Raw genomic sequence first — 23874 nt, forward strand, 5'->3', positions numbered from 1 at the left:
ACATTATATTCTTCATGACGTTGTTTCATATCGGAAATTATTTATCAATAAAGAATACGCCGTCCTAATAATGGAGCATTTTAAAAAAAATTTTTTATAGGGTGTCCTTTTTCACTCTTCCAACCTATTTAAAACATGAATAGATCAGAAGGGTGGAAGAGAAGATGAAATCAGGATGTCAGGTAGTGGATCAAATCGGTGAATTGGAGATCGTGGGGAATATCGTTCCTCATTTATGGTATAAGAACATTACGTTTTCAAGCGGGAAGGCCCATTTTGTAGCGATTGCGTTACTCGCGGATATTGTGTATTGGTACAGACCGACAATGATCAGGGATAACAGCGGGATGGTCAGTGGTGCGAGGACGAAATTCAAGGGCGATATGCTGCAGAAGAGCTATCAAGCCTTTGCCGATACATACGGATTTACGAAGCGGCAAGTGAAGGATGCCATCGATTTTCTTGTGGAACATCATTTGCTGGTCCGGGAGTTCAGGACGATTTCGTCTTCGAGTATCATTTTGAACAATGTGATGTATGTGCAGCCGATCGCTGAGAATGTTAAACGGGTGATGAATGAACGGTTTAACGTGTCTGAGCTTGTTTCCATTTGCCCGCCTGTTACGTCCAAACGTACCACGTCACCCCTTTCAAATGATGGCCTGTCCCATCAGGAGGAGGGGGCTCCTGATGTGGAAGAGGGGACGTATACAGAGAGTACTTCAAAGAATCCTTCAGAAAATCATGAACAAGAACAACAAAGCGGGGGCGAGTGTCCGCTTTCCTTTTTCAAAGACAATGGATTCGGCAGACTGGGGTCTTATTTGCAAGAGAAAATCAAAACCTGGTGTGAAAGTCTTTCCGAGAGCCTCGTCGTCGAAGCGATGAAGCGAGCGGTTGAACAAGGGAAACATTACTGGAGCTATGTGGATGCGATCCTGGTGAAGTGGGAACAGCTGAACGTGCGGGATGTGAAGGATGCGAGGGCGAAAGATATTCAGATCATGTGCGAGAAAGTGCATAAACGGAACGTACACAGAGGGGGAAGGAAGCCGGTACGTACGGAGAAGCTGCCGGATTGGTTCACTGAAGATGAGGCAGTAAAAGCATCTGAGGAGGACTGTGGCGAGGAGTTTGAAGCGGAGAAAGCAAAGTTGATGGCGGAGCTTGAAGCGTACCGGGAGCGTAGGGCCGGTGTCGTCATGTGATGTGATCATGAATGAAATAAGATAGTTCTTTGGTGTCCTTCTGGATTGGATTCAAGTATATAAAGGATGAAGAATGATAGGGTGGGTCATCAAGTGTTTCGAGAGCAGGAATTCTCTTCATAGAAAGAAACGAGAGAAAATTTATTTGTGATATATTAGTTCCAGTACTAGCTATTCTATGATTGAAAGAGGTACATATAAAAAATGAAGAAGCTCGCTTTAATTTTATTTGCCATTTCTCTTTCAGCTCCCATATCTGCTCTACTATCAGTGGGAGCTGATTACTTGTTCACTGAACCTGTTAAACTTCAAGGTTATAATTATAACCCTCCAATTTTTGGCAACGGTAGTGGTTGTAGCTTTATATGAAATTCCGGTTTATATTATCGTCGGCATACCCGTTACTTACCTTATTGACTTTCTTGTTCTAAAGATTTCGCCTCATTCACATCGTCTTAAAGAGTATGTAACCCTTTTAATTGGTTACTCAATAGCCTCTTTAATTCTCTCCTTTTACCTATTAAATAATGATTTTGAAGGGTATTTTATGGTTATCATTCCCGTTTTCACCTATTTTCATATTTTATGGTTTCTACGGGCTAGGTATGGGGATTGAGTTGAAGGTGAAACTGGGATGGTATCTAAATTTAGGAAGCGTCGAGATGGTTCTACCGTTTCTATTCTCATCTTGTTAAACAGGTGATGGAAAAAACTACAAGAAAGAGGCCCTCTGTCCCGGCCTCTTATGACTTACTTCAATTTAATCTGAACCGAATTCCTCTCCTGCGCATTAATCGTTTTGGGATTCCTCTTTTGCAATGCAGTCCTCTTAACCGAGCTGGTCACATTTTGTAACATATCACCCACATCATGTACGGACTCAAGTAAAGGGTCGACGGCTTTCATTTTTCCTTTTACGTCATCTGAAATCTGGTTGGCCGTGTGAATCAGTTCTTCTGCTTCCTCAGTCACTCCGTTCACGGCTTTCCGCGCGTCAGACAGCGTCTTTTCTGTTTCAGAAAGTGTTGTCATTACTTTTCTTAATGTCATAATTAAATAGATGACGAGAATGGTGAACGCGACGGCTGCAATGACAGCACTCCATTCAAGCATGAGACCAGCTCCCTTCGTTTACTCTAAATCTATGGGAATGGGGTCACAGTTATTCCTTTTCCCGGGTAGGTTGGGTATGAAAGGTCGGCGAGCAGTGCACAACTTCCGTGAAAAGCTTCCAGAATGTTATGACACAAGGAAACTGTCCCTTGTCCTCTCTCAATCAAAAATCAAAAGGAGTGAATTCAAATTGAAATCCTACATTGTCAAAATCGAATTAGAAGAGTCCAATCCGTTAATATGGAGAAGGGTGATCTTGCCAGCGGGAGCGACATATAGAAGGCTTCATGATATTATCCAGAACGTGACTAATTTTCTGAGTGGTTATCCTCATGAAGGATATCACCTTTTTGAATTCGACCTGACGGAGGATCATAGGATTGTCACGGATAATGAAGAAGCTTACCTGGATCATCAGCATTATAAGAAGAACAAGGCCATGTATGAAGAACGGCTGAAGTCGATACCACATGAAATGCTGGAATTTGAGAAAAATGATCAGGAAAGATTAAAGGTAGAAGTCCGCAAACCCACTGGTTTAAAGATCGATGAGTATCTGGAAAAGCATAAGGAAATCAGGTATTCCTATGATCTTGGTGATGGTTGGCATTTTACTGTAAAGCTTGAGCGGATTGTCGACGATTACTATTTTGGCTTTCCGACTCTTCTTGATGGAGCGGAAACAGCACCACCTGAAGATGTTGGTGGTATACATGGGTTCTATGAATTTCTTGATGCTTTTCGTGATGAGATGCATCCTGAGCATGAGAACATGAAGTCATGGGCTAAGTCAGTATATTTCAGGGAATATGATCTTGTGTGGATCAATCAAAAACTCAAAGGGCTTAATTATAAGAAGACTGAGTGGGATAAGATTAACCATGAAAACTATAAAATCATTGAGGATAAATATCGGAAGAGCTAGATTTTTGGGATGGGACGGGGGACAGGCACCCACAGTAAACAAATGGGCTGGATTGAGATTGAATCGATGTTCAAAGGATCCCATTCTGTCTGTTTTGTTTGAAAACCAAGGAAAAGTTTGCGTATTTTTAGCTGAGGTGGGATTTTGAGAGTTCCATGGGTACATATAGCGGCCGGAAATGATGGTGAGGGTGTCTCTGCTTAGGAATTAATCCTGATCGGACTATTTTCAAACCTGTTTTAAGATAATTGATCCTGTATTCGATTTATTAATCCTCTTTTTAAATAATTGATCCTACTTGTCGAATTTTCTTTAGGTAGTCAAATAAACTGGATTACTTTATAACTTAGATGTTATCTCTCTCAGTAACCGAAGAGTCTTTAAGGAGCCTGTGCTCTAAAACTAGCATTTTAAGTAAAAACGAGGGGGACTCATCCCCTCGTTTTTCATTTGGTTCTGCAGCCATGAGTCCCTTGTGAATTTCGTGGGGATCCTGCCCTCTGGCCACCCTAAGAATGGGTCAAAAGTTATGTTTGTAATTAAAATGTAATATTAACCCAAATACATAGTATAATAGACTTGTTGTAAAAATAACCCAAATACTAAGGAGGAAAAATGTGGGGAAAATTCTAAGCAGTCTAAGTATGATTACGATGTTGTTATTATCTGTATGTACAGGGGGAACGGTGAAAGCTGCTTCTGTACAGGGAGATACTTTGGAGAATGCGGAACCAATCAATCTTGACCATGAGTATGAAGGAACACTGGAATCGACTGAAGATGTAGACTTTTACCGTTTTACCCTCGATAAGACTGGAAATACGGTTATTCAATTTAATCGAGTGGAAGGCGCTACGTGGGGTGTGGAAATCACCGATGAAAATGGTGACCCTTATACACATTTCAGTACTAGATTTCATTCAGGGGTCACGGGTGCTGAAGAGGTGAATATCGGCTTGCCTGCGGGGGAATATTTTATCAAGGTGAGCACAGACTATCATAAATCCCCGGGGGTCCCATATACGTTCATGGTCCAGCAAACCCAAAACGATTATTTTGAAAAAGAATTCAATGACAAAATGGAAGCAGCATCTTCCATGCAATTGAACAAAACCTACAAAGGTCACATACAAACATATGATGACAAAGATTATTTTACATTTACCTTAGATCGTACCGAGAGGATTGCTTTCAGTATAGAAAGAGATAATGAAGGATCATGGAATGCCCTCCTTGTGGATGAAAATGGGAAGGAATATGTCAATCTGGACACTGACGTCCATTTTGCCGAGTATGGTCCTGATGTAGAACGGTTGGAGCTTCCTGCTGGAACGTACTATGTGAGATTGGAAAACAATTGGGGTACCCCGAACATGCCATATGCGTTTAAAGTACAGGAGTTAACAGACAGGATACAGGGAGCGAAGCGCTACGACACAGCAGTGGAGATTTCCAAGCAGGGCTTCAAAACCTCTGACACGGTTGTATTGGTCTCAGGGAATGACTTCCCCGATGCCCTTGCAGGTGGTCCTCTGGCTTATTATCACAATGCCCCGATTCTATTGACGGATAAGGAAAAACTTCCGATTGCCACCTGGAGGGAGGTTCAGCGCCTTAAAGCGAAGAACGTGATCATCCTTGGTGGTGAGGGAGCCGTTTCCAATCATGTGGTGGAAGAATTGGAGTACATGGATATTGCTGTGAAACGAATCGGTGGGGATAACCGTTACGAGACAGCTGCGTATGTGGCGAAAGAAATACCCTCCACAAAAGCTGTGATCGCAAACGGTAAAAACTTCCCTGATGCCCTGGCTGTAGCACCATACGCTTCAAAGAATAGCATCCCGATTCTATTGACTGAAAAAGCTTCGTTACCGGATGCGACGAAAAAAGCACTTGCAGGGAAGGCAAATACCATCATTGTAGGTGCGGCAGGTGCAGTCAGTGAGTCCATAGAAAATGAACTCCCAAGCCCGGTTCGCTACGGTGGAATAAATCGCTATGAAACAGCTAAGTTGATTGTTGAAAACCTGGCACTGGGGAAAAACACGGGATATGTTGCGACAGGAAAGAACTTCCCTGATGCCCTTGCAGGATCTGTCCTGGCAGCAAAAAATAACTCGCCTATTTTGTTGGTCAGCTATACCTCTATACCAAGTCCGACCAAATCCCTCTTGATGGATTATTCTCATTACATGGTATGGGGTGGACCGGGAGCAATCACCGAAAACGTTGTGAAGGAATTGGATACGAATTTGATACAAATTAAATAACATAAAAAGGAAGGACAGGGATATCCTGTGCTTCCTTTTTATCTTGCCTTTGTTTATTTCATCCCATCTGCAATCGCTCCGAAATCTTAGGTATAAGAAACAGCAAGCTCTCCTTGTGATCCCGATAAATTGTATGAGGGCCGCGAGTACGTTCGCAGAAGCAAGTTCTTAGAATCCGTTTGAGGAACTAAACTCTGTTTGCTAGTAAGATTATGATTAATCCCAAATCCATAGTATACTAGAAATATTGTAAAAATAATCCAAAATCACAAGAGGCGAAGGGTGGACCCTGATTTTTGGGCCATGGAACCTGCCCCTTATTACTCCCTCACAAGAAAGGATTGTCACTATTGACTTTGAACAAAAGGTCTTTGCTGGTTCTAACTATCATTCTAGTGGGAGGAACCATTCTCTATTTTGTTTATCATGCAGTAAATCAAACGCCCAAAAAAGTAGTAATGAATATAGTGGAAGATATCCAGGGAGAGAGGAAAGTCGAAGGGATCTCAAAAATAGAGCAAAAGAAACTTTATACCTTTTTTGAGTATCCACAAGAGCAAAATCTGGAGAAGCCGCACTTCATTATTAGTGATTACCCTGGTAGGCCAGACATTGTAAAAGTAACGTTTGAAATCATTCAAAACAATAAGAAAACCGGAATAGAAGCCATTTATGAAGGCCATGCTGACTTCTATTTAAAGAAACAAGGTCTCCGTTGGGAGGTTACGAAAATTGAAGTGACCCCTTACGAAAAAGAACGTTAACCTTCCCATATGCCTATCAGGAAGCGCATATACGGGAAGGCGAAATCATGGTAAGAGAAAAGGACGGGGTAAAAAACAGGTCCTCGCGGAGAAGCTTCCGGTTTGGTTTACGGAGGAAAACCTGAAAAAGGAAACGGTAGAAGACCATGATGAGGGCTTTGAAGCATAAATGGCTATGCGATGGCGAAGTTTGCAGAAAACAGGGAGCGGAGAACGGAAATTCACAGGTGCTAGTCGTTCCTTTTCTTCATCCGTGAGACGTGACCAGATCTCTTGAAATTGAATTGTAGTTTACAATAAATTCTGAAAGAGTGAGAAAGATAAAAAGTAAATTCATGCAGGTCTGCATGGTGATTATGGTCTGTTGCTCTATCACTTATATTCTATTTGAAGATTCCCTTAGCTGGAATTGTCTTAGGGGTGGTTTTTTACACAGGTTGCTTTCGCCATCGGCTTATTGGTAGAGGAAGAATAGTGGAACATTTACTAACACCCCTTATCCCAACTTCCATCAATTCGACATCTCCTCAATTTTAGATAAGAGAAACGTTACGTATGTCTCATCATTCCGAAGCTCGAACATATGCAAAGAATGCTTGAAATAAGGAAGAGCTTTTTCAATATCACCCGCCTGCTCATAATTGTAGCCTACCTGATAATGCAATTCTCCTAATCCCCATAGGAGCTCTTCCTGGAAACACCATTTGATGGCGTTGAGGCAGTAGGCCGTTGAATCCTCCAGTTCCCCTTTACGTGTGAGCACTCTGGCTATGCTGTAAAATAATCGGGCTTTAATGGATTTATCCTGTAACACCTCTGTTGTATGTATAGCCGTTTCGACTTGCTTGAAATAATCGAGAGCTTCTTCAAATTGCTGTATTGAAAAGTGAATGTTGCCGATGCTTGAAAGGATCTGCATTTCCCTTTCAGACATCGCTTTTTTGACGTTGGCGGTCATCTGATAAGCTTGATGTAATAGTGAAAACGAGGCAGTTGAATCCTTTCTTACTTCATATTGATATATTCCTTTGTGCCAGTAAAGAAGCTGAAGTTTTTCATTATCCCTATAGAAAAGAGGATTCTTTTCCTCTGTTTTGATCAGCTCCATCATTTCCTCGTATTGTCGGTTGATCCGTAGAAATCGTAACTGTCTTTCTACTTCTTTGCTATAATCCAGCCGCGGGGTGGTTCCGATCTCAAAGAAATAGTTTACGTCGACCCCAAGCTTAACAGAAATTTGGTACAATGCTGTGGCACTCGGGTAGATGTCTCCTTTTTCGATCCGGCTGATAAGTGCTTGGGTACAGATTCCTTCAGCGATCTCTCCTTGTGTAAGTCCGGCAGCCTTTCTCATTTCCTTTATCTTCTTTCCGATGACTGAGTAATCCACGGTGCCACCTCCTGAATGAATGGTTGTATTTTTTATAGTGTAACAGAAAAAATGCCTTTTCCAGTACAGCGATTTATTGAGAAAATTTCTGATATGGTGCCCTCCTGAATCGGATTCTTGAAATGGAGAGTGAAGGAAAATGATTTAGTGGATTCGAAAGTATTCAAGCGGGAAGAAAAAGGGATACATATTCTCCTGATTGGATCAATCGGTTCATTAAGCGATAGAAGAAGTATGGATTGATACGTGTAGTGGAGAATGGGGAAGAGCGGTCATCCACTTGAGAATCTATTTAAACAAACGTTTGATTATACGATGTGAACGTTGACATCATGGGGGCTAAGAGGGTAAACAAGTGTTTAGTTAATCATACAGACACCACATATGGAGGGCTTGAGAAGGAAGGGGCGACGTTGTCATGATGGCTGCTTCCCGTTCAATCCCCGCCTTTAATTTTGCTCACAATTTCTTGTTTCCTCCGCTCCAGGAATGCGCTATGGGTGTCATCATTCCTCAATTGGAACATTTGGATCGCCTTCTCGACATAGGGCAGTGCCTTCTCATAGTCCCCGTCCATTTCGTGATTGTATCCCACATGATAATGCAGCTCCCCGAGCCCCCAAAGATGCTCTTCATCCAGGCACCACTTGATCGCCTTCAGGCAATACTCAATGGACTCTTCATAGCGACCCAGCTGTGTCAGGACCCGGGCGATGTTATAAAATAATCGGGTCTTAATCGATTTATCCATGAGTTGCTGTGTGTGACTCATGATCGCTTCTACTTTTTGATAAAAGCGGAGCGACTCTTCGTGACGGTGTAATAGGGTTTCCCACGTCCCGATGGTCATCAGGATTTCCATCTCTCTTTCTGTAGCAGCTTTTTTTTGATGGGCCGTCAGCTGATATGCTTGTTCCAATAAGGAGAAAGCAGACTCTGCATCTTTCTCGATTTCAAATAGATAGATGGCTTTATGCCAGTAAAGGAGTTGAAGCTTATCGTTATCTTTATTGAAAAATGGATTTTTTAATTCTGTCCTGACCATTTCCATCATTTCAGTAAATCTTCGTTTCAATCGAAAACCCCTCAATTGTCTTTCTACCTCTCGAAAATAATCGATGCGAGGAGTGGTCCCGACTTCAAAGAAGTAGTTTACATCCACTCCAAGCTTTAAGGAAATTTGATATAACGCTGTTGCACTAGGGTAGATATCTCCCTTCTCCATCCGGCTGATGAGAGCCTGCGTGCAAATGTCTTCAGCCAAATCCCCCTGCGTTAACCCTACCACTTTCCTCAACTCTTTTATCTTCTTTCCAATAACTGAATAGTCCATCTCCTCACCTCCACGTACCAATCCATTCTCTTATTTTAACTGATGAAGGTCCTGTCCCCCGCCCCCAATTCACCCAATATTCGTCCATTTCTGCGATTGAAGTTCCGTAAGGGTTCCATTCCTTTCGGGGATTGCTTCTTCGAGGTCTTCCAGTGTTACTTCATCAGGCATTCTACGCCTGTTTAGCTTGCCAAAACGTTTTTTATTATAGAAGCTCCACCCAAATGATAGGATCGCGATGAAAATGATAAACATGACAGTCAAAGGGAGGGCAAATTGTAAAAAGGCAATGTGACTGAATGATGTGATAAAGTCAAAGGCTGGAGTGAAAAGGAATCCGTTTAATACTATGATGATTAACCATATCAATCCACTGATGAGATGGGCAATCACTCGCTTATTCTTCTGTTTTCTTTCGATCATCATGTCTGTTTCCCTCTATCCGGACTTTCCCAAATGGCATATTCCGATTTCTTTGATGTGAGTATTCTAAAGGCTTTCGGGATGGCTGGAACCAGTGCGAATATACTGACCATCCAGTAAACCATTGGATACCATCCTGCCCACCATACGTATTGGAGGAGTTTTTCTTCGTAATGTCTATCAATGAATAAAGCGACCATTAATTGAATTAATGAGATGAAGGCAATATAGGCACCGTAGAACAGCATAGAAGGAGAAAATCCAAAGAATACTAGATAAATGAGATAGAACATCCAAGATATTGACCATAGGATGCTGAGAGTCTGTTCGATATAAACGGGATATAATCTTCTTTGTCTGAAATCCTTAAAGATGGATCTATGCCTTATGAGCACTTCCATTCCCCCTTGCGCCCATCTGATCCTCTGATTTAATAAACCTTTTAGCGTTTCCGGGACCAGCATCCAGCACAATGCTCTTGGTTCGTACCGTACATCCCAGAACCGTTCCTGAAGTTTCCAGGTGATTCCGATATCATCCGTGATTAAATCCTTGTCCCAAAAGTTGACGTCAAGAAGGGCTTTTTTCCGAAAGGCAACGAAAACTCCTGAAACGGTCATCATCTTGCCTAAAATTCTTTGAGATCGTTTAATTAAGCCTATAATGGAAGAGTATTCCACCACCTGGATTTTTCCCAATAAGGATTGCCTGTTACGAACACGAGGATTCCCGGTAACTGCCCCTACACGTTCACTATTTCTGGGAGTTGTGAAATGAGGGATCATATAGAGTAACGCATTTCTATCCAACATGGCATCACTATCCATCGTCACTACAATTTCACCTTTCGAGGCGATGGTTCCATAATATAAGGCATTTGCTTTTCCTTTGTTTTCTATAATGTTGATTACTTTTAGCCGATCAATCGAGCGGGTCAACACGGATAAAATGTCTTGTGTTCCATCAGTGCTGCCATCGTTGATCACGATTATTTCATAATGTTTATAGTTGATGTTATTTAATTCCTTAACCGTCTTCTCAATGTGAGCTTCTTCATTGTAACAAGGCAAAAGAATGGAGACGAAAGGAAGCTCCTCCAAGTTGTCTTGTATGTCCATCGGTTTTCTTTCACGTCTAATATAGAAGAGTAGACCCGAAATGATCCAAACAAGGCTCATGAACAAAGGATAAATGAAAAGAAAGTTTCCAACGGAATGTATGATTGTACTGAGCAATTTCTGACCTCCTTCGCGGTTCAATAGATAAGTAAGCGAGGCTATGAATAGTAGAATGATAGGGTCTTTTATTATTTAACGTACATACGGGTTATGTTTTCGATGGGTTAAGAAACAGCTTCTAGATGATTGAATCATATAAAGGGGGCCAATGAAACTCTTTGAAAGGTCTTTCGTCGTTACTTGATGAAAATATTGTTGGTGTAATTGGGATATTAATGAAAAAGGAGTTTTGTAGAATCCTGTCGATATAATTTTTAGAAAATTTAAATAAAAACGTTCATCTTCTTGAATGAAGGTGATATACTTTGTTTAACTGGTAATGACATCATTACTAAGACGGGACATCCTCGGTTTCTTACCAGGTCATACAACGCCTTATACTTCAACTGGTAATAACATCATGACAATTATTAAGGCAGGTAGCTGTATAGGAATATCACTTGAAGAAAGAGGGGGAAACATGGTGAGAAAGGGTCTTATGGTTTTACTATCGTTAGTGCTTGGGGTGTTTGGGTTGCTGGCAGGTTGCAGTGACACTTCTTCAGGGGAATCGAAGGACGGAAAGGTCGAGATCAGTTATGGGTTCTGGGATAAGAAGCAAGTACCTGCGATTGAAGAGATCATTAAACAGTTTAATGAAGAACATCCGGACATTAAGGTGAAGACGGAGCTGATCCCATACGGGCAGTATTTTCAGAAGCTCGAAACTGCCGCAACAGGAGGAGCATTGCCTGATGTGTTATGGATGAATGGTCCTCATATTGTTCAATATGCGGAAGGGAAGGTGCTTCTGCCACTGAGCGACCTTGCCGAGAAAGATGATTACAGCCTGGATAATTATCCTGAGTCGCTTATTGATCTGTATACGGTAAATGATGAGGTATATGGAATACCTAAGGATTATGATACGACGGGACTGTGGTATAACAAGAAAATTTTCGACGAGGCCGGTGTCCCTTATCCTGATGATACATGGGATTGGGATATGTTAAAGGAAGCGGCGAAGAAACTGACGAACAAGGATAAAGGAGTATGGGGCTTTGCTGCAGTGATGGGGAATCAAGGTGGTTACTACGATTTGATTTGGCAGAACGGAGGACACGTAATTTCAGAGGATGGAAAATCGGTAGGGTTTGATCAGCCTGAAGCGATCGAGGCTTTGAAATACAATATTAGTTTCATCGAAGAGGGAATGTCTCCGACTCAAGCACAGATGAATGAAACGGCAGCATCGGATCTGTTCTCATCCGGAAAGATCGCCATGATGTTCGATGGTCCCTGGATGGTACCGGAATATAAGAAGAATCCTGATTTGGACGTAGCGGTTCTGCCAAAAGGAAAGCAGAGGGCTGTTTCGATTCATGGATTGTCCAATGTCATCGCAGCCAATACCAAGCATAAAGAAGCTGCGTGGGAGTTTGTGAAGTTCCTTGGTTCGAAAGAGGCAGCCGAAGTGTTTGCCGAAACAGGTACGGTCATACCTGCCTTTAACGGTACGCAGGAGGCCTGGATGAATTCTGTTCCGGAGTTGAACCTTCAAGCGTATATCGACGGAGCTGAGTATTCGAATCCGCTTCCAAGTGTGAAAAACACAGGGCCGATCTGGCAGCATGAAACGGATATCCTCAAGAAGGCTTGGGCCGGTGAAGAGAGTGTGGAGAAAGTAGTAAAGGAGCTTGCGGATAAAGCGAATAAAGAACTGGAAGAGTAGGAAAGGAAAGAAGGGAAGAGTGTTTCTTCTCTTCATTTCCTGACAAAGGAGGAGAAATGAAATGGAACCGCTTCCTCTCCAGGTTGAAACGAAACGAAAGCTTCACGTGCTTTCATATGCGAGTACGAAGAAACGTTCTGACTATTTATGGGCTTATATCATGATCGCTCCGACGATGATAGGTCTCTTTGTTTTTTATTTATGGCCGATGCTTCAGACCTTTTACTTCAGCTTTACCGAGTGGGGGGCATTTGGGACATACGAATGGATCGGGCTGAAGAATTATACAAGGATGCTTACAGATGTGAATCTTCTGCAATCATTCAAGAATACAGGGATCTATATCCTATTTACCGTTCCGTTGGGTATTTTCCTTTCGATCCTTGTCGCCGTTTTGCTCAATCAAAAGATTAAGGGGACGACGATTTATCGGACGCTGTACTTCCTGCCCGTCATTACCATGCCTGCAGCGATCGCCATGGTGTGGAAATGGTTATACAATTCGGATTTCGGCTTGTTGAATTACCTGCTGTCCTTTATCGGGATAGAAGGTCCACAATGGTTGACGAATCCAAATATCGCGTTGTATTCGATTATTGCTGTGGCGATTTGGAGCGGGATCGGGTATAACATGGTCATTTTTTTATCGGGCCTGCAGGGGATCCCGAAAACGTATTATGAAGCAGCTGAAATGGATGGGGCAGGTCCCGTTACGATGTTCTTTAAAATTACCTTGCCGCTTCTATCACCGGTCATTTTCTTCGTGTCGATCATGTCGTTGATCGGAGCATTTCAATTCTTCGACCTGATCTTTATGATGATCAGTAAAAGCAGTACGGCGCTGGAGAATACTCAATCCATTGTGTATTTGTTCTATCAGCATGCCTTTGTTTTAAATGATAAAGGATATGCAGCAGCCATTGCGGTGTTATTACTAGTGGTGATTCTCATCATCACGGTGATCCAGATGGCCCTGCAAAAGAAGTGGGTCCATTATGATTGAGGAGGGAATGACCTATGCAGAAATCGATTCAGTTTGTAAGGAGTAAGACGTTTCTCATCCATTTCATCCTGATCATGGGCTCGATTGTCATGTTGTTTCCCTTTATCTGGATGATTCTGACGTCACTGAAAACCTATGCAGAGTCCATTCAGGTTCCGCCTGTGATGATACCGGAAGACTTTCAGTGGAAGAATTATCAAGAGGTATTCACTCTGCTGCCATTCTTTAAATTTATGATGAACACATTTATCATTACGGTACTACGGACGGCGGGGCAGTTATTTCTCTGCTCACTGGCTGCCTATGCCTTTGCGCGGATCGTGTTTCCCGGAAGGAATCTCCTGTTCGTACTGGCTTTGTCCGTATTGATGGTACCAGGTCAGGTATTCCTGCTTCCTCAATACATGATCATGGTGAAGCTGGGATGGCTAAATACTCTGCAAGCCGTTGTGGTTCCCGGGTTATTTAGTGCCTTCGGAACATTTCTCTTAAGGCAATTCTTCATGGGGTTACCGAAGGAGCTTGAGGAGGCGGCCAGACTTGACGGATGCAATCATTTTCAAATCTATTGGCGCATCATGCTGCCACTCGCCAAGCCGGGTTTGATCGCCCTTGGGATCTTCACGATTCTATGGTCCTGGAATGAACTGATGTGGCCGATGATCGTGAATAGTTCACCTGAAGCCATGACACTGGCAGTGGGATTATCATCTTTACAGGGGCAGTATGGCACCAACTATCCGATCTTGATGGCAGGGTCATTCTTGGCCGTGTTACCGATGTTGATTCTATTTATCATATTACAGAAGCAATTTATAGAAGGAATTGCAATCACCGGTGGAAAATAAGTTGGTAGGCAACTAAGGGAGGAATGACAATGAAAGCAGCATTAATAGGGGCTGGGAGCAGGGGATTCTATGCGTATGGGTCCTATGCCCTCCAGTATCCTCATGAAATCGAGTTTATCGCGGTAGCAGAACCGGATAAAGAGAAGCGGGAGAAATTTGCAGAAGCACATGGAATCCCTGAGAATATGAGATTTGAAGACTGGCCGGACCTGTTGGATCAAGAAAGGGTAGGTGAAGCCCTGCTTATATGCAGCCCGGACCGGGATCATTATAAACCTGTCATGCGTGCCATGGAAAAGGGATATAGCATTCTACTGGAGAAACCGATGTCACCGAGCCCCATTGAAACGTTGGCCATCGCAGAAGCGGCCGAAAAGCATGACACGCTCCTCAGTGTATGCCATGTGATGAGATATGCTCCGTTCTATCAGTCTCTTAAAGAAGTGATTGATCGGAAGGTGATCGGGGATATTGTCTCGGTTCAATGGAATGAGAATGTCGGTTATTTCCATCAGGCTCATAGCTTTGTCCGTGGAAATTGGCGCAATTCGAAGGAATCAAGTCCGATGATTCTTCAGAAGAGCTGTCATGATATGGATATGCTCGCCTGGTTGATCGGAACGGAATGTAAGAGCGTTTCGTCCTATGGAAGTCTCACCTATTTTAAAGAGGAGAACGCTCCTGAGGGATCGACCCACCGCTGTCTGGATGGCTGTAAGGTGGAGAAAGAATGTCCGTATTCCGCTGCGAAGTGGTATCTTCATGACCGGGATGTGTGGCCGGCGAATGTTGTTTCGGCAAGTCCCAGTATCGAAAGCCGCTTGAAGGCGATCCAGGAAGGTCCTTACGGCCGCTGCGTATACCGGTGCGACAATGATGTGGTGGACCATCAAGTCGTCAATTTATTATTTGACGGGGATGTGACGGTGTCGTTCACGATGACTGCCTTTACGAAGGAAACGTATCGAAACTTCAAGATCATGGGAACAAAAGGGGAAATTACAGGTCATGACGCAGATAACGAATTAATCATCAAGCATTTTACCGGGAAAAAGGAAGTGATCCATCCTCCAACCGTGGATGGCGGTCACATGGGTGCTGATACGAGTATCATGCAGGATTTTATCAACCGGGTCCGCACGAAGGATAAAGGAACATTAACATCTGCCAGACTCTCTTCTCAAAGTCATTTGATTGCCTTTGCAGCGGAGGAATCGAGACTGTCAGGTGCGACGATCGAATTAAAAAAATATATTGAAGAATTGGAAAAGGCAAAAGAAAATGCTTAATCAAAACTTCTATCATGGCATCAAGTGATAATTGTCGCAATTTTATGTATAATGAGTATACAAATGGTTATGACAAAGATACCACTAAAGGAGTTTAACATGATAGAAAAAGATAATCGCTTACCATTATATTATCAGCTGATGGATATCCTTCTCGAAAAGATCGAGAAGGGTGAACTTGCGGAGCAGGAGCAGTTACCCTCTGAACGGGAGCTGTGTGAAACATACAAAGTGAGCCGAACGACGGTAAGGCAAACGATGCAGGAGCTTGAAAAGGGCGGCTACATCTATAAGGTTCACGGCAAGGGATCCTATGTTTCGCCGAAGACCTATAAGCAGAGCCTTGTTGAGTTCTACAGCTTCACAGAAGAAATGAAGAAAATCGGGAAACATCCTTCCACACAGGTCGTTTCATTTGAAAAAGTACCTTGTGACAGCACGATTTCGAAATCTATGAAACTGCCGGTGGAAGAAGAAGTATTCAAGATCACGAGATTGAGACTTGCTGACGAAGAACCGATGATTTATGAAACCTCATATGTTCCGGTAGGGCGTTTTACCAATCTCACGAAGGAACAATTGGAATATACGCCAATGTATGAAATCTTTCGGTCCCAATACGATGTGACGATCACTAGAGCACTGGAAAGCTTCAATGCTGTCAGCGCGGAAAGACAGGCAGCCGCCATGCTGACCATTGAAGAAAACTCACCGTGTCTCCGACTGGAGCGTATTACGTATGAAGATCAAGACGTCATTGAATATACCATCTCCATCGCAAGGGGAGATAAATTTACGTACACAGTTGAATTGAAGTAGGTGCTTTCGAGTATCTATTTCGCTTAACTGGTAATGATGACATTAACAGTTTTGGAGGAATGGGTATGGAACTTATACAATCAAATAAATGGGAACCAAATGATCCCGGTGCCATCCATACAACAAGAGAAATAGCTCAACAACCAAGACTTTGGAAAGAAACCGTTGAAATCCTGCTTGAACATAGAGATACACTGATGAAATTTCTCAAGAAATTGGAGGAAAGACATCCTCATCTTCGAGTGATTTTGACTGGAGCGGGAACGTCTGCTTTTGTCGGGGAAACCGTTCTTACGTCCATAAAGGCAATGGTCAAGAATAAGAAATGGACGGTAGAAAGCATCGCCACGACCGATATTGTCTCCAATCCATATGAGTATTTGAACAAGGATTTTCCGACCCTGATGATTTCTTTTGCCCGTTCCGGTAACAGCCCTGAAAGCGTTGGGGCGGTTGAGTTGGGGGAGCAAATCATTGATGATTTTTACGGTATCGCCATTACGTGTAATCGTGATGGTTTACTGGCTGAGAAGAAGAAGGGGAATCCGGATCACCTGGTCATCTACATGCCGAAGGAAGCGAATGATCAAGGGTTTGCGATGACGAGCAGCTTTACGACCATGCTCCTTTCGGTCCTGCTCCTTTTCCAGCCGGAGCACATTCATACTCTTGAGAAGACTGTGAAGGAAATAGGTTCGGCAGGTGAAAAAATTATCGAGACCGGAAAGACAGAGTTAGAAGCGCTTGCTTCCTCCACGTTTTCGAAGGTTGTATATTTAGGCTCAGGTGTTTTCCAGGGGCTTGCAAGGGAGTCATCTTTAAAACTGTTGGAATTAACGGGAGGTATGATTCCGGCATTCTTTGATTCACCGCTGGGATTCCGTCACGGCCCGAAATCGATCTTAGATGAAGAGACAATCGTCTTCGTTTTCTTATCCTGCCATCCGTACACGAGAAAATATGATTTGGATTTATTGAAGGAGCTATACCATGAACAAAAGCGAGGGAAGGTGGTGGCAATCTCCTCTTATCATGATGAAGTCGCTGAACGTTACAGTGACCTGTTCTTGAATACCGGCTTGGAGACGGTTCAAGAGGATATATTCCTTGCGTTTCCATATGTCATGTACGCCCAGCAGTTCGCCCTTTGTAAATCCATGCATCTGGGACTTTCCCCGGATAATCCATCTCCCTCGGGGCTCGTCAACCGGGTCGTAAAAGGTGTCACGATTTATCCTTATCGGAATGGAGGAGGAAGGGTATGATTGTTTCAAGAAGTAGGATTCTTGTGGATGCTCAGTCGAAAGGCTACGCTGTGCCTGCCTTTAATATTCACAATCTCGAAACGCTCAAAGCGGTTCTGGAAACCGCCCGGGACCTCCGTTCACCCGTCATGATCGCGGCTACGCCCGGTACCGTCCGATATATGGGGAAGGAGTTCCTGATCAAGATGATGGAAGCGGCAAGGAAGAGCTATGATATCCCGGTTTGCTTTCACCTTGATCATCATGAAAACCTGGATGATATCAAGAACCTCATTCATATGGGTGTTCCATCTGTCATGATCGATGCCTCCCATTATTCTTTCGACGAGAACATCCGGATTGTCAGGGAAATTGTAGAGTATGCTGCCCCGTTCGGTGTGACGGTTGAAGCCGAGCTTGGTCGTCTAAGTGGAATGGAAGATGATTTGGTAGTGGACGAAAGGGATCAAATCTATACCAACCCCAAACAGGCAAAGGAGTTTGTAACGAGAACAGGCATTGATTCTCTGGCTGTGGCGATCGGGACGGCTCATGGACTTTATAAAGGTGAACCTAAGCTCGATATCGACCGGTTGTCGGCGATCCAGCAGGAAGTCGATATCCCCCTTGTTCTCCACGGGGCATCGGGATTGCCCGATGAGCTTGTCCGCAAGACCATTGAGAGGGGAATTTGCAAAGTGAATGTGGCGACGGAGCTGAAGATGGCATTTGTGAAAGGGCTCCGCAGCTATCTGAAAGCAAACCCGGAAGCCGATGACCCCCGCTATTATTTCACGGATGCCGTCGCTGGGATGAAAAAGGTTGTAGCAGACAAAATCAAGCTGTGCGGCAGCTTTAATCGTGGCTAGTCCCACGATTGCGACGGTCACTTTAAATCCGGCGATAGACGTTAGATATACACTGTCCCAGTTTCAAATGGGCGGGGTCAATCGTGTTTCTTCCATTGAAAAATCGGCAGGTGGGAAAGGTCTTAACGTCACCAGGGTTCTATCCCGATTGGGGCAGAAGGCTACTTGTACCGGTTTCCTGGGTGGAAAGAGCGGGGAGTGGATTGAAAGCGAATTATCTCATTTGAAGGTACACACTTCATTTGTCCCCATTAAAGGAGAGACTAGAACGTGTCTGGCCATTCTATCAAAGGAAGGTCAGACCGAAATTCTGGAAACGGGTCCCTTTATTCCAAGCAATGAGTTAGAAATTTTTGATCGAACCTTCTCTTCGATTCTGGATACCGTAGATTTTGTCGTCGTTTCCGGCAGTTTGCCAGAAGGAGTCCCTACTGGCTTTTACAGTGAGCTCTCAAAGAAGGCCAATCAAAAAGGAGTTCGTTTGTTATTGGATACAAGTGGACCGGCACTTGCCGAAGGGATCGCAGGAAAACCTTTTTTGATCAAGCCGAACAAAGAAGAATTTGCCAGGTTGGTAGGGAAAACATTTGACTCTACCGATGATATGTTACGGCATGCCCAAGCAATTTGTCATAAAGGAATACATTATGTGCTTCTTTCTCTGGGGGAAGAAGGGGCCATTTTAGTTAGTGAAAAAAGAGTTCTGAGGGCAAAGGTTCCTAACGTTAAAGCAGTGAATCCCGTTGGTTCCGGGGACAGTATGCTCGCCGGGTTTACCTATGCGTATTCCCATGGATTCCCGATTGAAGAAGTCTTTAAATGGGCTTGTGCTTGTGGAATGTCAAACGCCATAATGGAAAAAACGGGTGAGGTTAATCTGTTGGACATTCGACGATTCGTGAAGGAAATAGATGTAGTTGAAAGAATTGGGGGGATGGAAAATGAGTCATATCGTCTGTTTTGACATAGGAGGCACGTTTATTAAATATGGCGTTTTTGATCCAAAGGGTAACCTTCTTGTTAAAAGTAAAATGGCAACCCCCACAAGCCATGAGATCCCTGACGTATTAAATAACAAAGTGAAATTGCTTCAGCAAGATTTTCATATCTCTGCCATTGGCATTTCTTCTTGCGGTCTGGTGGATCGTGAGAAAGGAATGATATTATTCTCGAATAATATTAAAGGATATAGTGGAATGAAGCTGGGAGAGATATTATTTTCCATGACCCAAATACCGGTATCGGTTGAAAACGATGTAAAAAGTGCGTGCCTTGGCGAGATGTGGCAAGGTGCTGTCAAGGGTAAGAGAAACGCGGTCTTCTTAACACTGGGTACTGGAATTGGCAGCAGCATCGTGATGGATGGGAGGATCGTCAATGGCTCTTCGGGACTTGCGGGTGAGCTGGGTCATACCGTCATTGTTGCAGGTGGGAAGCCGTGCAGCTGCGGCAGAAAAGGCTGCCTTGAACGATATGCGTCCACTTCTGCTTTTGTTCAAGACTATAAGGAGCAAAAAGGAGTGGCGGTTGAGGACGTTTCCGGCGAAACGATTATGGAGCTTGTCAAGCAGGGAGATCCAGTTGCTTTGCTCGTATATGAACGGTTTATTCATTATATTAGTATGGGATTAACGAATGTAATTCATCTTCTCAACCCTGAAAAGATCATCATTGGGGGCGGTATCACGGAAGGTGAGGGTCCTTTTATTCAAGATATAAATATACAATTAAGGAAAGAAGTAATGGATGTATATGGAAATGAGGATACGGTCATTGCTTCCTCTCTAGGAAATGACGCAGGATTATACGGAGCATGTTACTTGGCTTTAAACCGGATGAACATGAAAGAATCAGTGTAAGAAGCAGCACCCATAATGGTGTTGCTTGTTCTGTTTATTTTAATAAAAGGGGATGAGGATAATGAAAGCCGTGAAGGCCGGCCGCATTTATACACCGGAAGGAATCGTTGAAAATGGGTATCTGCTCTTGGAAGATTGGCGCATTTCAGGCATTACTAAGAAAACTCCTCCATGTGACATCATCGAATTCCCCGGTTGTTCCGCCATACCTGGCATGATTGACCTGCATATCCATGGCATAGCGGGACATGACACCATGGATGGAAGTGTCCATTCTTTACAAGAGATGTCTAACTCTCTGGTGAAATACGGAGTAACAGGATTCCTGCCCACCACACTCACTCACAATCTGGAAAGCATCCGGAAGGCGGTAGGAGCAGTGAGTACAGCGATCGGTCAAACAACTGGAGCCGAAATCCTTGGATCTTATGTGGAAGGTCCTTATATTACACCCGAACATAAAGGCGCCCATCCCGTAGAGTACATGCGAGAGCTATCAATGGAGGAGATAGAAGGGTTGATCGATGCTTCGGATAACACTATAAAAGTACTGACGATCGCCCCGGAAAAAGAACATGCCATGGAGATCATCGATTATCTCACGGGTATGGGGATCCAGGTTTCAATGGGGCATACCAACGCAGATTATGAAACAACGAATCTTGCTGTCTCTCACGGAGCAAGAATCGCAGTGCATACTTTCAACGGAATGAGAGGATTCAAGCACCGCGATCCGGGATGCGTCGGGGCCGTCCTGACCAATGATGACTGCCTTTGTGAATGCATCGCCGACCTTCATCACCTCCACCCAGGCGCCATCAAACTATTACATAAAACAAAAGGAAGCGATAAAATCCTTTTAATCAGCGATTCCATGGCTGCAGCCGACTTGCCTGACGGCCATTACACCCTCGGTACAATGAAAGTGAAAGTCGAAGATCGAGTCGCGAGGACCGTGGACACCAACTCCTTGGCAGGAAGTACAACCAACTTACTGGAATGCCTTAAAAATATGAAAGAAGTATTGAAGCTACCCCTTGAGGAGATTTTACCCATGGTTGGCCTAAACCAGGCAAAGCTGCTCAATATTGACCACGAGGTTGGCAGCTTAGAGATTGGGAAAAAGGCAAATATTGCGTTGATTGATGAAAAGTGGGACGTTCGAGCAACCTTTGTTGGTGGGGAAATGGTGTGGGGTGGGAAGCAGGGACAGTAGCTCTGTCCCTGCTTCCACGGAGATAGGCTCCTCGGTCCCTTCTTAAAGTTAAGAACTTCGAGTTTATGAAGAAGGGAAGCAAGGGGACGGTTCTCTTGCTTCTTTTTTTGTCCACGCTTTTCACAAAAATGGTGAGTGTTTGGGAGAATAAGAACCGTCCTTATGCTTCTACTCCTCTAGTCAAGCAACCGTTCCAATATCCCGTCCCCCTTATCACTCACTATCACCTCGGCAGACTTCACTTTTCCTTCCACATCCAGGCCCGTTCCTTCCGGGATGAAGAAATGTTCGATTCCGTAGACGACCTGGACCGTGTTATCCCAATAGCTTGTTACCTTACCATTTAAGAGGACATCACCCGGCTTCTTTTCGTAAGGGGTATTCCAGTTTTCATTGAATCGATATACACCGGAATATTCGTGGATTCCCTGTGTATTTTTCCTCAGCACAATGGTGATGGGGCCGTTGTCCTCGATGGAAGGTTCTTGAAGCTCGGAAATTGTGTAATTCAATTCCACATAGTCACCCTGGAGGAGAGATCTCGGATCGACAGGTTGAAGCTCTAAAAGAATCGTTTCCCCGTTTTGTAAAAGGGTTTCGTTTGAATAGACCTGATACCCGATCCATACTGCTTGAAGACAGATGATGAGGACGATACCCATCCTTTTCCCTGCAAGCAACGAGTGTGATCTTGTGTCATGCCCAACCTTCCTGTCCAGGTAAACCGCCACTATGAAGAAGAGGAGGCAAAGCACGGCAAAAAGCAGGGATTTATGAACGAGCTTCCAGGCTAAATCGTAATAGAGTTGAACGATAAGCATGAACCAGAACACAAGGGATGAAACCCAATATAAGGTGCGATCCTGTTTCTTGAAAAAATAGACGCATCCCGTAGCGGTCAGAAAGAATAGTGCGGTATAGACAATATGAAGCGTCAATGAAAGATCGATGGCAGTTAACGAGAAAAAGGCAAAGAATCCAATGAGAAACGCTCCATACTGGATGACATGTTTTTTATTCAGAAGAAGGAATACTGCAACATTCATGAGCACCATCACGACAAGGAGAGCATGAGTGCCTAAGTCCAAGGTTTGCCCTAAGAAGATCGCTGTGTTCAATTGAAACAGAACGTAGAATACAAACCTCGCGGCGAACCTTTTCTCAACATAAAACACATAGGCAAGAACGAAGAACATAACAAAGGAAAATTCATCAAACGTACTTGCGATCATCCCGATGACGATACCGGTCATCATCAGTGAATACTTTACAGGAGATGGCCAGTTGGATAGTGTACTTGGAACGACGAGGAATACCGTCGCGAATACAAATAAAGTGACCATGGAGACATCCACCATGAGAAGTGAGAGCAGTCCGAAAACAGACGCAATGATGAAAACAGAGGCAATGGTCGTGACACTTGCAACGAAGACCGCCTTTGTCCAATGGTGGGAAGAAGAATGCTTCCGTAAATAGTTAACAAGGAATACACTTCCCGCTAATAAGAGAATAGCGGCTACTAAAAGACCGACAAAGAAAAGGCTGGACATATTCTGAGCCATCAACTCGAACATTTTGATGATGATAAAGCCCGTTCCGAATATCGAAAGAATGATAAAGATGGACGTTTCTTTTTGAAAGTAACGATACACCCCAAGCGCTAGTGTTAAAAGATAAAACAGGGTGAAGAAAACGGAATACTCATTATCGAATGCAGTGACCATGAGGAGAAGATTGGCTGAGATCAGGCTCAGATAAAGCAGCGGTTTTGAATGGATGTAGCCTTTTTTTATGATCAGAAATAAGAGAGTGTTTACAATTCCGACTACGAACGCGATCCATGTATGGTTGAGTGTCCAGTGGGCAAATGGAGACGAAGGGAACAGATAAAAGTAAATAGTTAAATGGATGAGGATATGGGTTAATACGTAAAAACCGCTGTACCTTGTGTACAAGCTAAATAGGAAGGCCGGGATCGCCCAAATTAGAAATAATAAGTAGCTGTCGGCGTGGGAATTGTACAGCTGACCGAGTAAAGCGACGGATAAGCCGAAGGAGATCACCCCGCTTACCATCAACCAGTTTGAAAGGAAATGGGCACCCTTCAATACACGGTCCAACAGAAAAGCAGCACCATAAAACAATATAATGACAGATCCAGCCAAAGTCACTTTCTCCAATCGGGAAAACACCTGCCAGTTGGAAGCGAAAAAATAAAGTGCGCTGGCCAAAAGAAACACAACCCCGAATAAATACGTCAGTGAAATCATTTTTTTCATACGGTTCACCCCTTTTTCAGTTGAATCAATACTCTTATTCTAATATATGAGGAGGGGAGAGAATATAGGT

Annotated in this window: 20 protein-coding genes; 14 read left to right on the forward strand and 6 right to left on the reverse strand. The window is 43.6% G+C overall.

Going from position 1 to position 23874, the window contains the following annotated elements:
* Positions 1-164: 164 nt before the first annotated feature.
* A complete protein-coding gene (locus FZC88_RS21860) occupies positions 165-1208 on the forward strand; it encodes a DnaD domain-containing protein (RefSeq protein WP_148996447.1) in 1044 nt (347 codons plus the stop codon).
* A 750-nt stretch (positions 1209-1958) separates the two neighbouring features.
* Here FZC88_RS21860 and FZC88_RS21865 read toward each other — a convergent pair.
* On the reverse strand, positions 1959-2321 hold the full coding sequence (locus FZC88_RS21865; protein ID WP_148996448.1) for a DUF948 domain-containing protein: 363 nt from the start codon (positions 2319-2321) through the stop codon (positions 1959-1961).
* Positions 2322-2511: 190 nt separating this feature from the next.
* Here FZC88_RS21865 and FZC88_RS21870 point away from each other — a divergent pair, with 190 nt between their 5' ends.
* From FZC88_RS21870 to FZC88_RS21880, 3 genes are all read left to right on the forward strand, one after another.
* Complete coding sequence (locus FZC88_RS21870; RefSeq protein ID WP_222928953.1) at positions 2512-3246, forward strand: plasmid pRiA4b ORF-3 family protein; 735 nt, start codon at positions 2512-2514, stop codon at positions 3244-3246.
* Positions 3247-3863: 617 nt separating this feature from the next.
* Positions 3864-5519, forward strand: a complete 1656-nt coding sequence (locus tag FZC88_RS21875) for a cell wall-binding repeat-containing protein (protein ID WP_148996450.1) — start codon at positions 3864-3866, stop codon at positions 5517-5519.
* 350 nt (positions 5520-5869) lie between these two features.
* Positions 5870-6283, forward strand: a complete 414-nt coding sequence (locus FZC88_RS21880) for a hypothetical protein (RefSeq protein WP_148996451.1) — start codon at positions 5870-5872, stop codon at positions 6281-6283.
* A 511-nt stretch (positions 6284-6794) separates the two neighbouring features.
* On the opposite strand, the gene FZC88_RS21885 is transcribed toward FZC88_RS21880, so the two are convergent.
* The 4 genes from FZC88_RS21885 to pgaC all read right to left on the reverse strand — a co-directional run bounded on the left by FZC88_RS21885 (position 6795) and on the right by pgaC (position 10664).
* Positions 6795-7673 (reverse strand): helix-turn-helix domain-containing protein, encoded by an 879-nt coding sequence (locus FZC88_RS21885; protein ID WP_148996452.1) that lies wholly within the window; start codon positions 7671-7673, stop codon positions 6795-6797.
* A 436-nt stretch (positions 7674-8109) separates the two neighbouring features.
* Positions 8110-9006 carry a helix-turn-helix transcriptional regulator gene (locus tag FZC88_RS21890; RefSeq protein ID WP_148996453.1) on the reverse strand — a complete coding sequence of 299 codons (897 nt, stop codon included), beginning with the start codon at positions 9004-9006 and terminating at the stop codon, positions 8110-8112.
* 69 nt (positions 9007-9075) lie between these two features.
* Entirely contained in the window at positions 9076-9432 is a 357-nt protein-coding gene (pgaD, locus tag FZC88_RS21895) for a poly-beta-1,6-N-acetyl-D-glucosamine biosynthesis protein PgaD (RefSeq protein WP_148996454.1), read from the reverse strand.
* On the reverse strand, positions 9429-10664 hold the full coding sequence (pgaC, locus tag FZC88_RS21900) for a poly-beta-1,6-N-acetyl-D-glucosamine synthase (protein ID WP_262372017.1): 1236 nt from the start codon (positions 10662-10664) through the stop codon (positions 9429-9431). Before pgaC ends, pgaD begins: the two co-directional genes overlap by 4 nt.
* A 463-nt stretch (positions 10665-11127) precedes the next feature.
* Between pgaC and FZC88_RS21905 the strand changes: the two genes are divergently transcribed.
* The 10 genes from FZC88_RS21905 (at position 11128) to nagA (ending at position 21525) form a co-directional block, all read left to right on the forward strand.
* The gene (locus tag FZC88_RS21905) at positions 11128-12378 is read left to right on the forward strand and encodes an ABC transporter substrate-binding protein (RefSeq protein ID WP_397541210.1); all 1251 of its coding nucleotides are present in this window, start codon (positions 11128-11130) and stop codon (positions 12376-12378) included.
* Positions 12379-12439: 61 nt separating this feature from the next.
* Entirely contained in the window at positions 12440-13381 is a 942-nt protein-coding gene (locus FZC88_RS21910; protein ID WP_148996455.1) for a carbohydrate ABC transporter permease, read from the forward strand.
* 14 nt (positions 13382-13395) lie between these two features.
* Positions 13396-14229 carry a carbohydrate ABC transporter permease gene (locus FZC88_RS21915; protein WP_148996456.1) on the forward strand — a complete coding sequence of 278 codons (834 nt, stop codon included), beginning with the start codon at positions 13396-13398 and terminating at the stop codon, positions 14227-14229.
* 29 nt (positions 14230-14258) lie between these two features.
* Positions 14259-15518: a Gfo/Idh/MocA family protein gene (locus FZC88_RS21920; RefSeq protein ID WP_148996457.1), complete on the forward strand. Its 1260-nt coding sequence runs from the start codon at positions 14259-14261 to the stop codon at positions 15516-15518.
* A gap of 99 nt (positions 15519-15617) precedes the next feature.
* Entirely contained in the window at positions 15618-16337 is a 720-nt protein-coding gene (locus tag FZC88_RS21925; RefSeq protein ID WP_148996458.1) for a GntR family transcriptional regulator, read from the forward strand.
* Positions 16338-16402: 65 nt separating this feature from the next.
* A complete protein-coding gene (locus FZC88_RS21930; RefSeq protein ID WP_148996459.1) occupies positions 16403-17602 on the forward strand; it encodes an SIS domain-containing protein in 1200 nt (399 codons plus the stop codon).
* Positions 17599-18450, forward strand: a complete 852-nt coding sequence (gene gatY / locus FZC88_RS21935) for a tagatose-bisphosphate aldolase subunit GatY (protein WP_148996460.1) — start codon at positions 17599-17601, stop codon at positions 18448-18450. The genes FZC88_RS21930 and gatY overlap by 4 nt, the downstream gene beginning before the upstream one ends.
* Entirely contained in the window at positions 18443-19414 is a 972-nt protein-coding gene (gene pfkB / locus FZC88_RS21940; protein WP_187443726.1) for a 1-phosphofructokinase, read from the forward strand. Before gatY ends, pfkB begins: the two co-directional genes overlap by 8 nt.
* A complete protein-coding gene (locus tag FZC88_RS21945) occupies positions 19392-20309 on the forward strand; it encodes an ROK family protein (RefSeq protein WP_148996462.1) in 918 nt (305 codons plus the stop codon). The genes pfkB and FZC88_RS21945 overlap by 23 nt, the downstream gene beginning before the upstream one ends.
* 61 nt (positions 20310-20370) lie before the next feature.
* Complete coding sequence (nagA, locus tag FZC88_RS21950) at positions 20371-21525, forward strand: N-acetylglucosamine-6-phosphate deacetylase (RefSeq protein WP_148996463.1); 1155 nt, start codon at positions 20371-20373, stop codon at positions 21523-21525.
* A gap of 176 nt (positions 21526-21701) precedes the next feature.
* Here the strand turns inward: nagA and FZC88_RS21955 are convergent, their stop codons facing one another.
* Positions 21702-23804 (reverse strand): GDYXXLXY domain-containing protein, encoded by a 2103-nt coding sequence (locus FZC88_RS21955; RefSeq protein ID WP_148996464.1) that lies wholly within the window; start codon positions 23802-23804, stop codon positions 21702-21704.
* Positions 23805-23874: the final 70 nt, after the last annotated feature.

This window comes from Rossellomorea aquimaris (assembly GCF_008180865.1).
Taxonomy (GTDB): Bacteria; Bacillota; Bacilli; order Bacillales; family Bacillaceae_B; genus Rossellomorea; species Rossellomorea yichunensis.

Bases quoted from the DNA above. Each gene is read 5' to 3' on its own strand.
- pgaD (WP_148996454.1), bottom strand. From the start codon at position 9,432: ATGATGATCGAAAGAAAACAGAAGAATAAGCGAGTGATTGCCCATCTC.
- FZC88_RS21945 (WP_148996462.1), top strand. From the start codon at position 19,392: ATGAGTCATATCGTCTGTTTTGACATAGGAGGCACGTTTATTAAATAT.
- FZC88_RS21915 (WP_148996456.1), top strand. From the start codon at position 13,396: ATGCAGAAATCGATTCAGTTTGTAAGGAGTAAGACGTTTCTCATCCAT.
- FZC88_RS21910 (WP_148996455.1), top strand. From the start codon at position 12,440: ATGGAACCGCTTCCTCTCCAGGTTGAAACGAAACGAAAGCTTCACGTG.
- FZC88_RS21905 (WP_397541210.1), top strand. From the start codon at position 11,128: ATGGTGAGAAAGGGTCTTATGGTTTTACTATCGTTAGTGCTTGGGGTG.
- FZC88_RS21860 (WP_148996447.1), top strand. From the start codon at position 165: ATGAAATCAGGATGTCAGGTAGTGGATCAAATCGGTGAATTGGAGATC.
- FZC88_RS21865 (WP_148996448.1), bottom strand. From the start codon at position 2,321: ATGCTTGAATGGAGTGCTGTCATTGCAGCCGTCGCGTTCACCATTCTC.
- FZC88_RS21920 (WP_148996457.1), top strand. From the start codon at position 14,259: ATGAAAGCAGCATTAATAGGGGCTGGGAGCAGGGGATTCTATGCGTAT.
- gatY (WP_148996460.1), top strand. From the start codon at position 17,599: ATGATTGTTTCAAGAAGTAGGATTCTTGTGGATGCTCAGTCGAAAGGC.
- FZC88_RS21925 (WP_148996458.1), top strand. From the start codon at position 15,618: ATGATAGAAAAAGATAATCGCTTACCATTATATTATCAGCTGATGGAT.
- FZC88_RS21930 (WP_148996459.1), top strand. From the start codon at position 16,403: ATGGAACTTATACAATCAAATAAATGGGAACCAAATGATCCCGGTGCC.
- FZC88_RS21955 (WP_148996464.1), bottom strand. From the start codon at position 23,804: ATGAAAAAAATGATTTCACTGACGTATTTATTCGGGGTTGTGTTTCTT.
- FZC88_RS21890 (WP_148996453.1), bottom strand. From the start codon at position 9,006: ATGGACTATTCAGTTATTGGAAAGAAGATAAAAGAGTTGAGGAAAGTG.
- nagA (WP_148996463.1), top strand. From the start codon at position 20,371: ATGAAAGCCGTGAAGGCCGGCCGCATTTATACACCGGAAGGAATCGTT.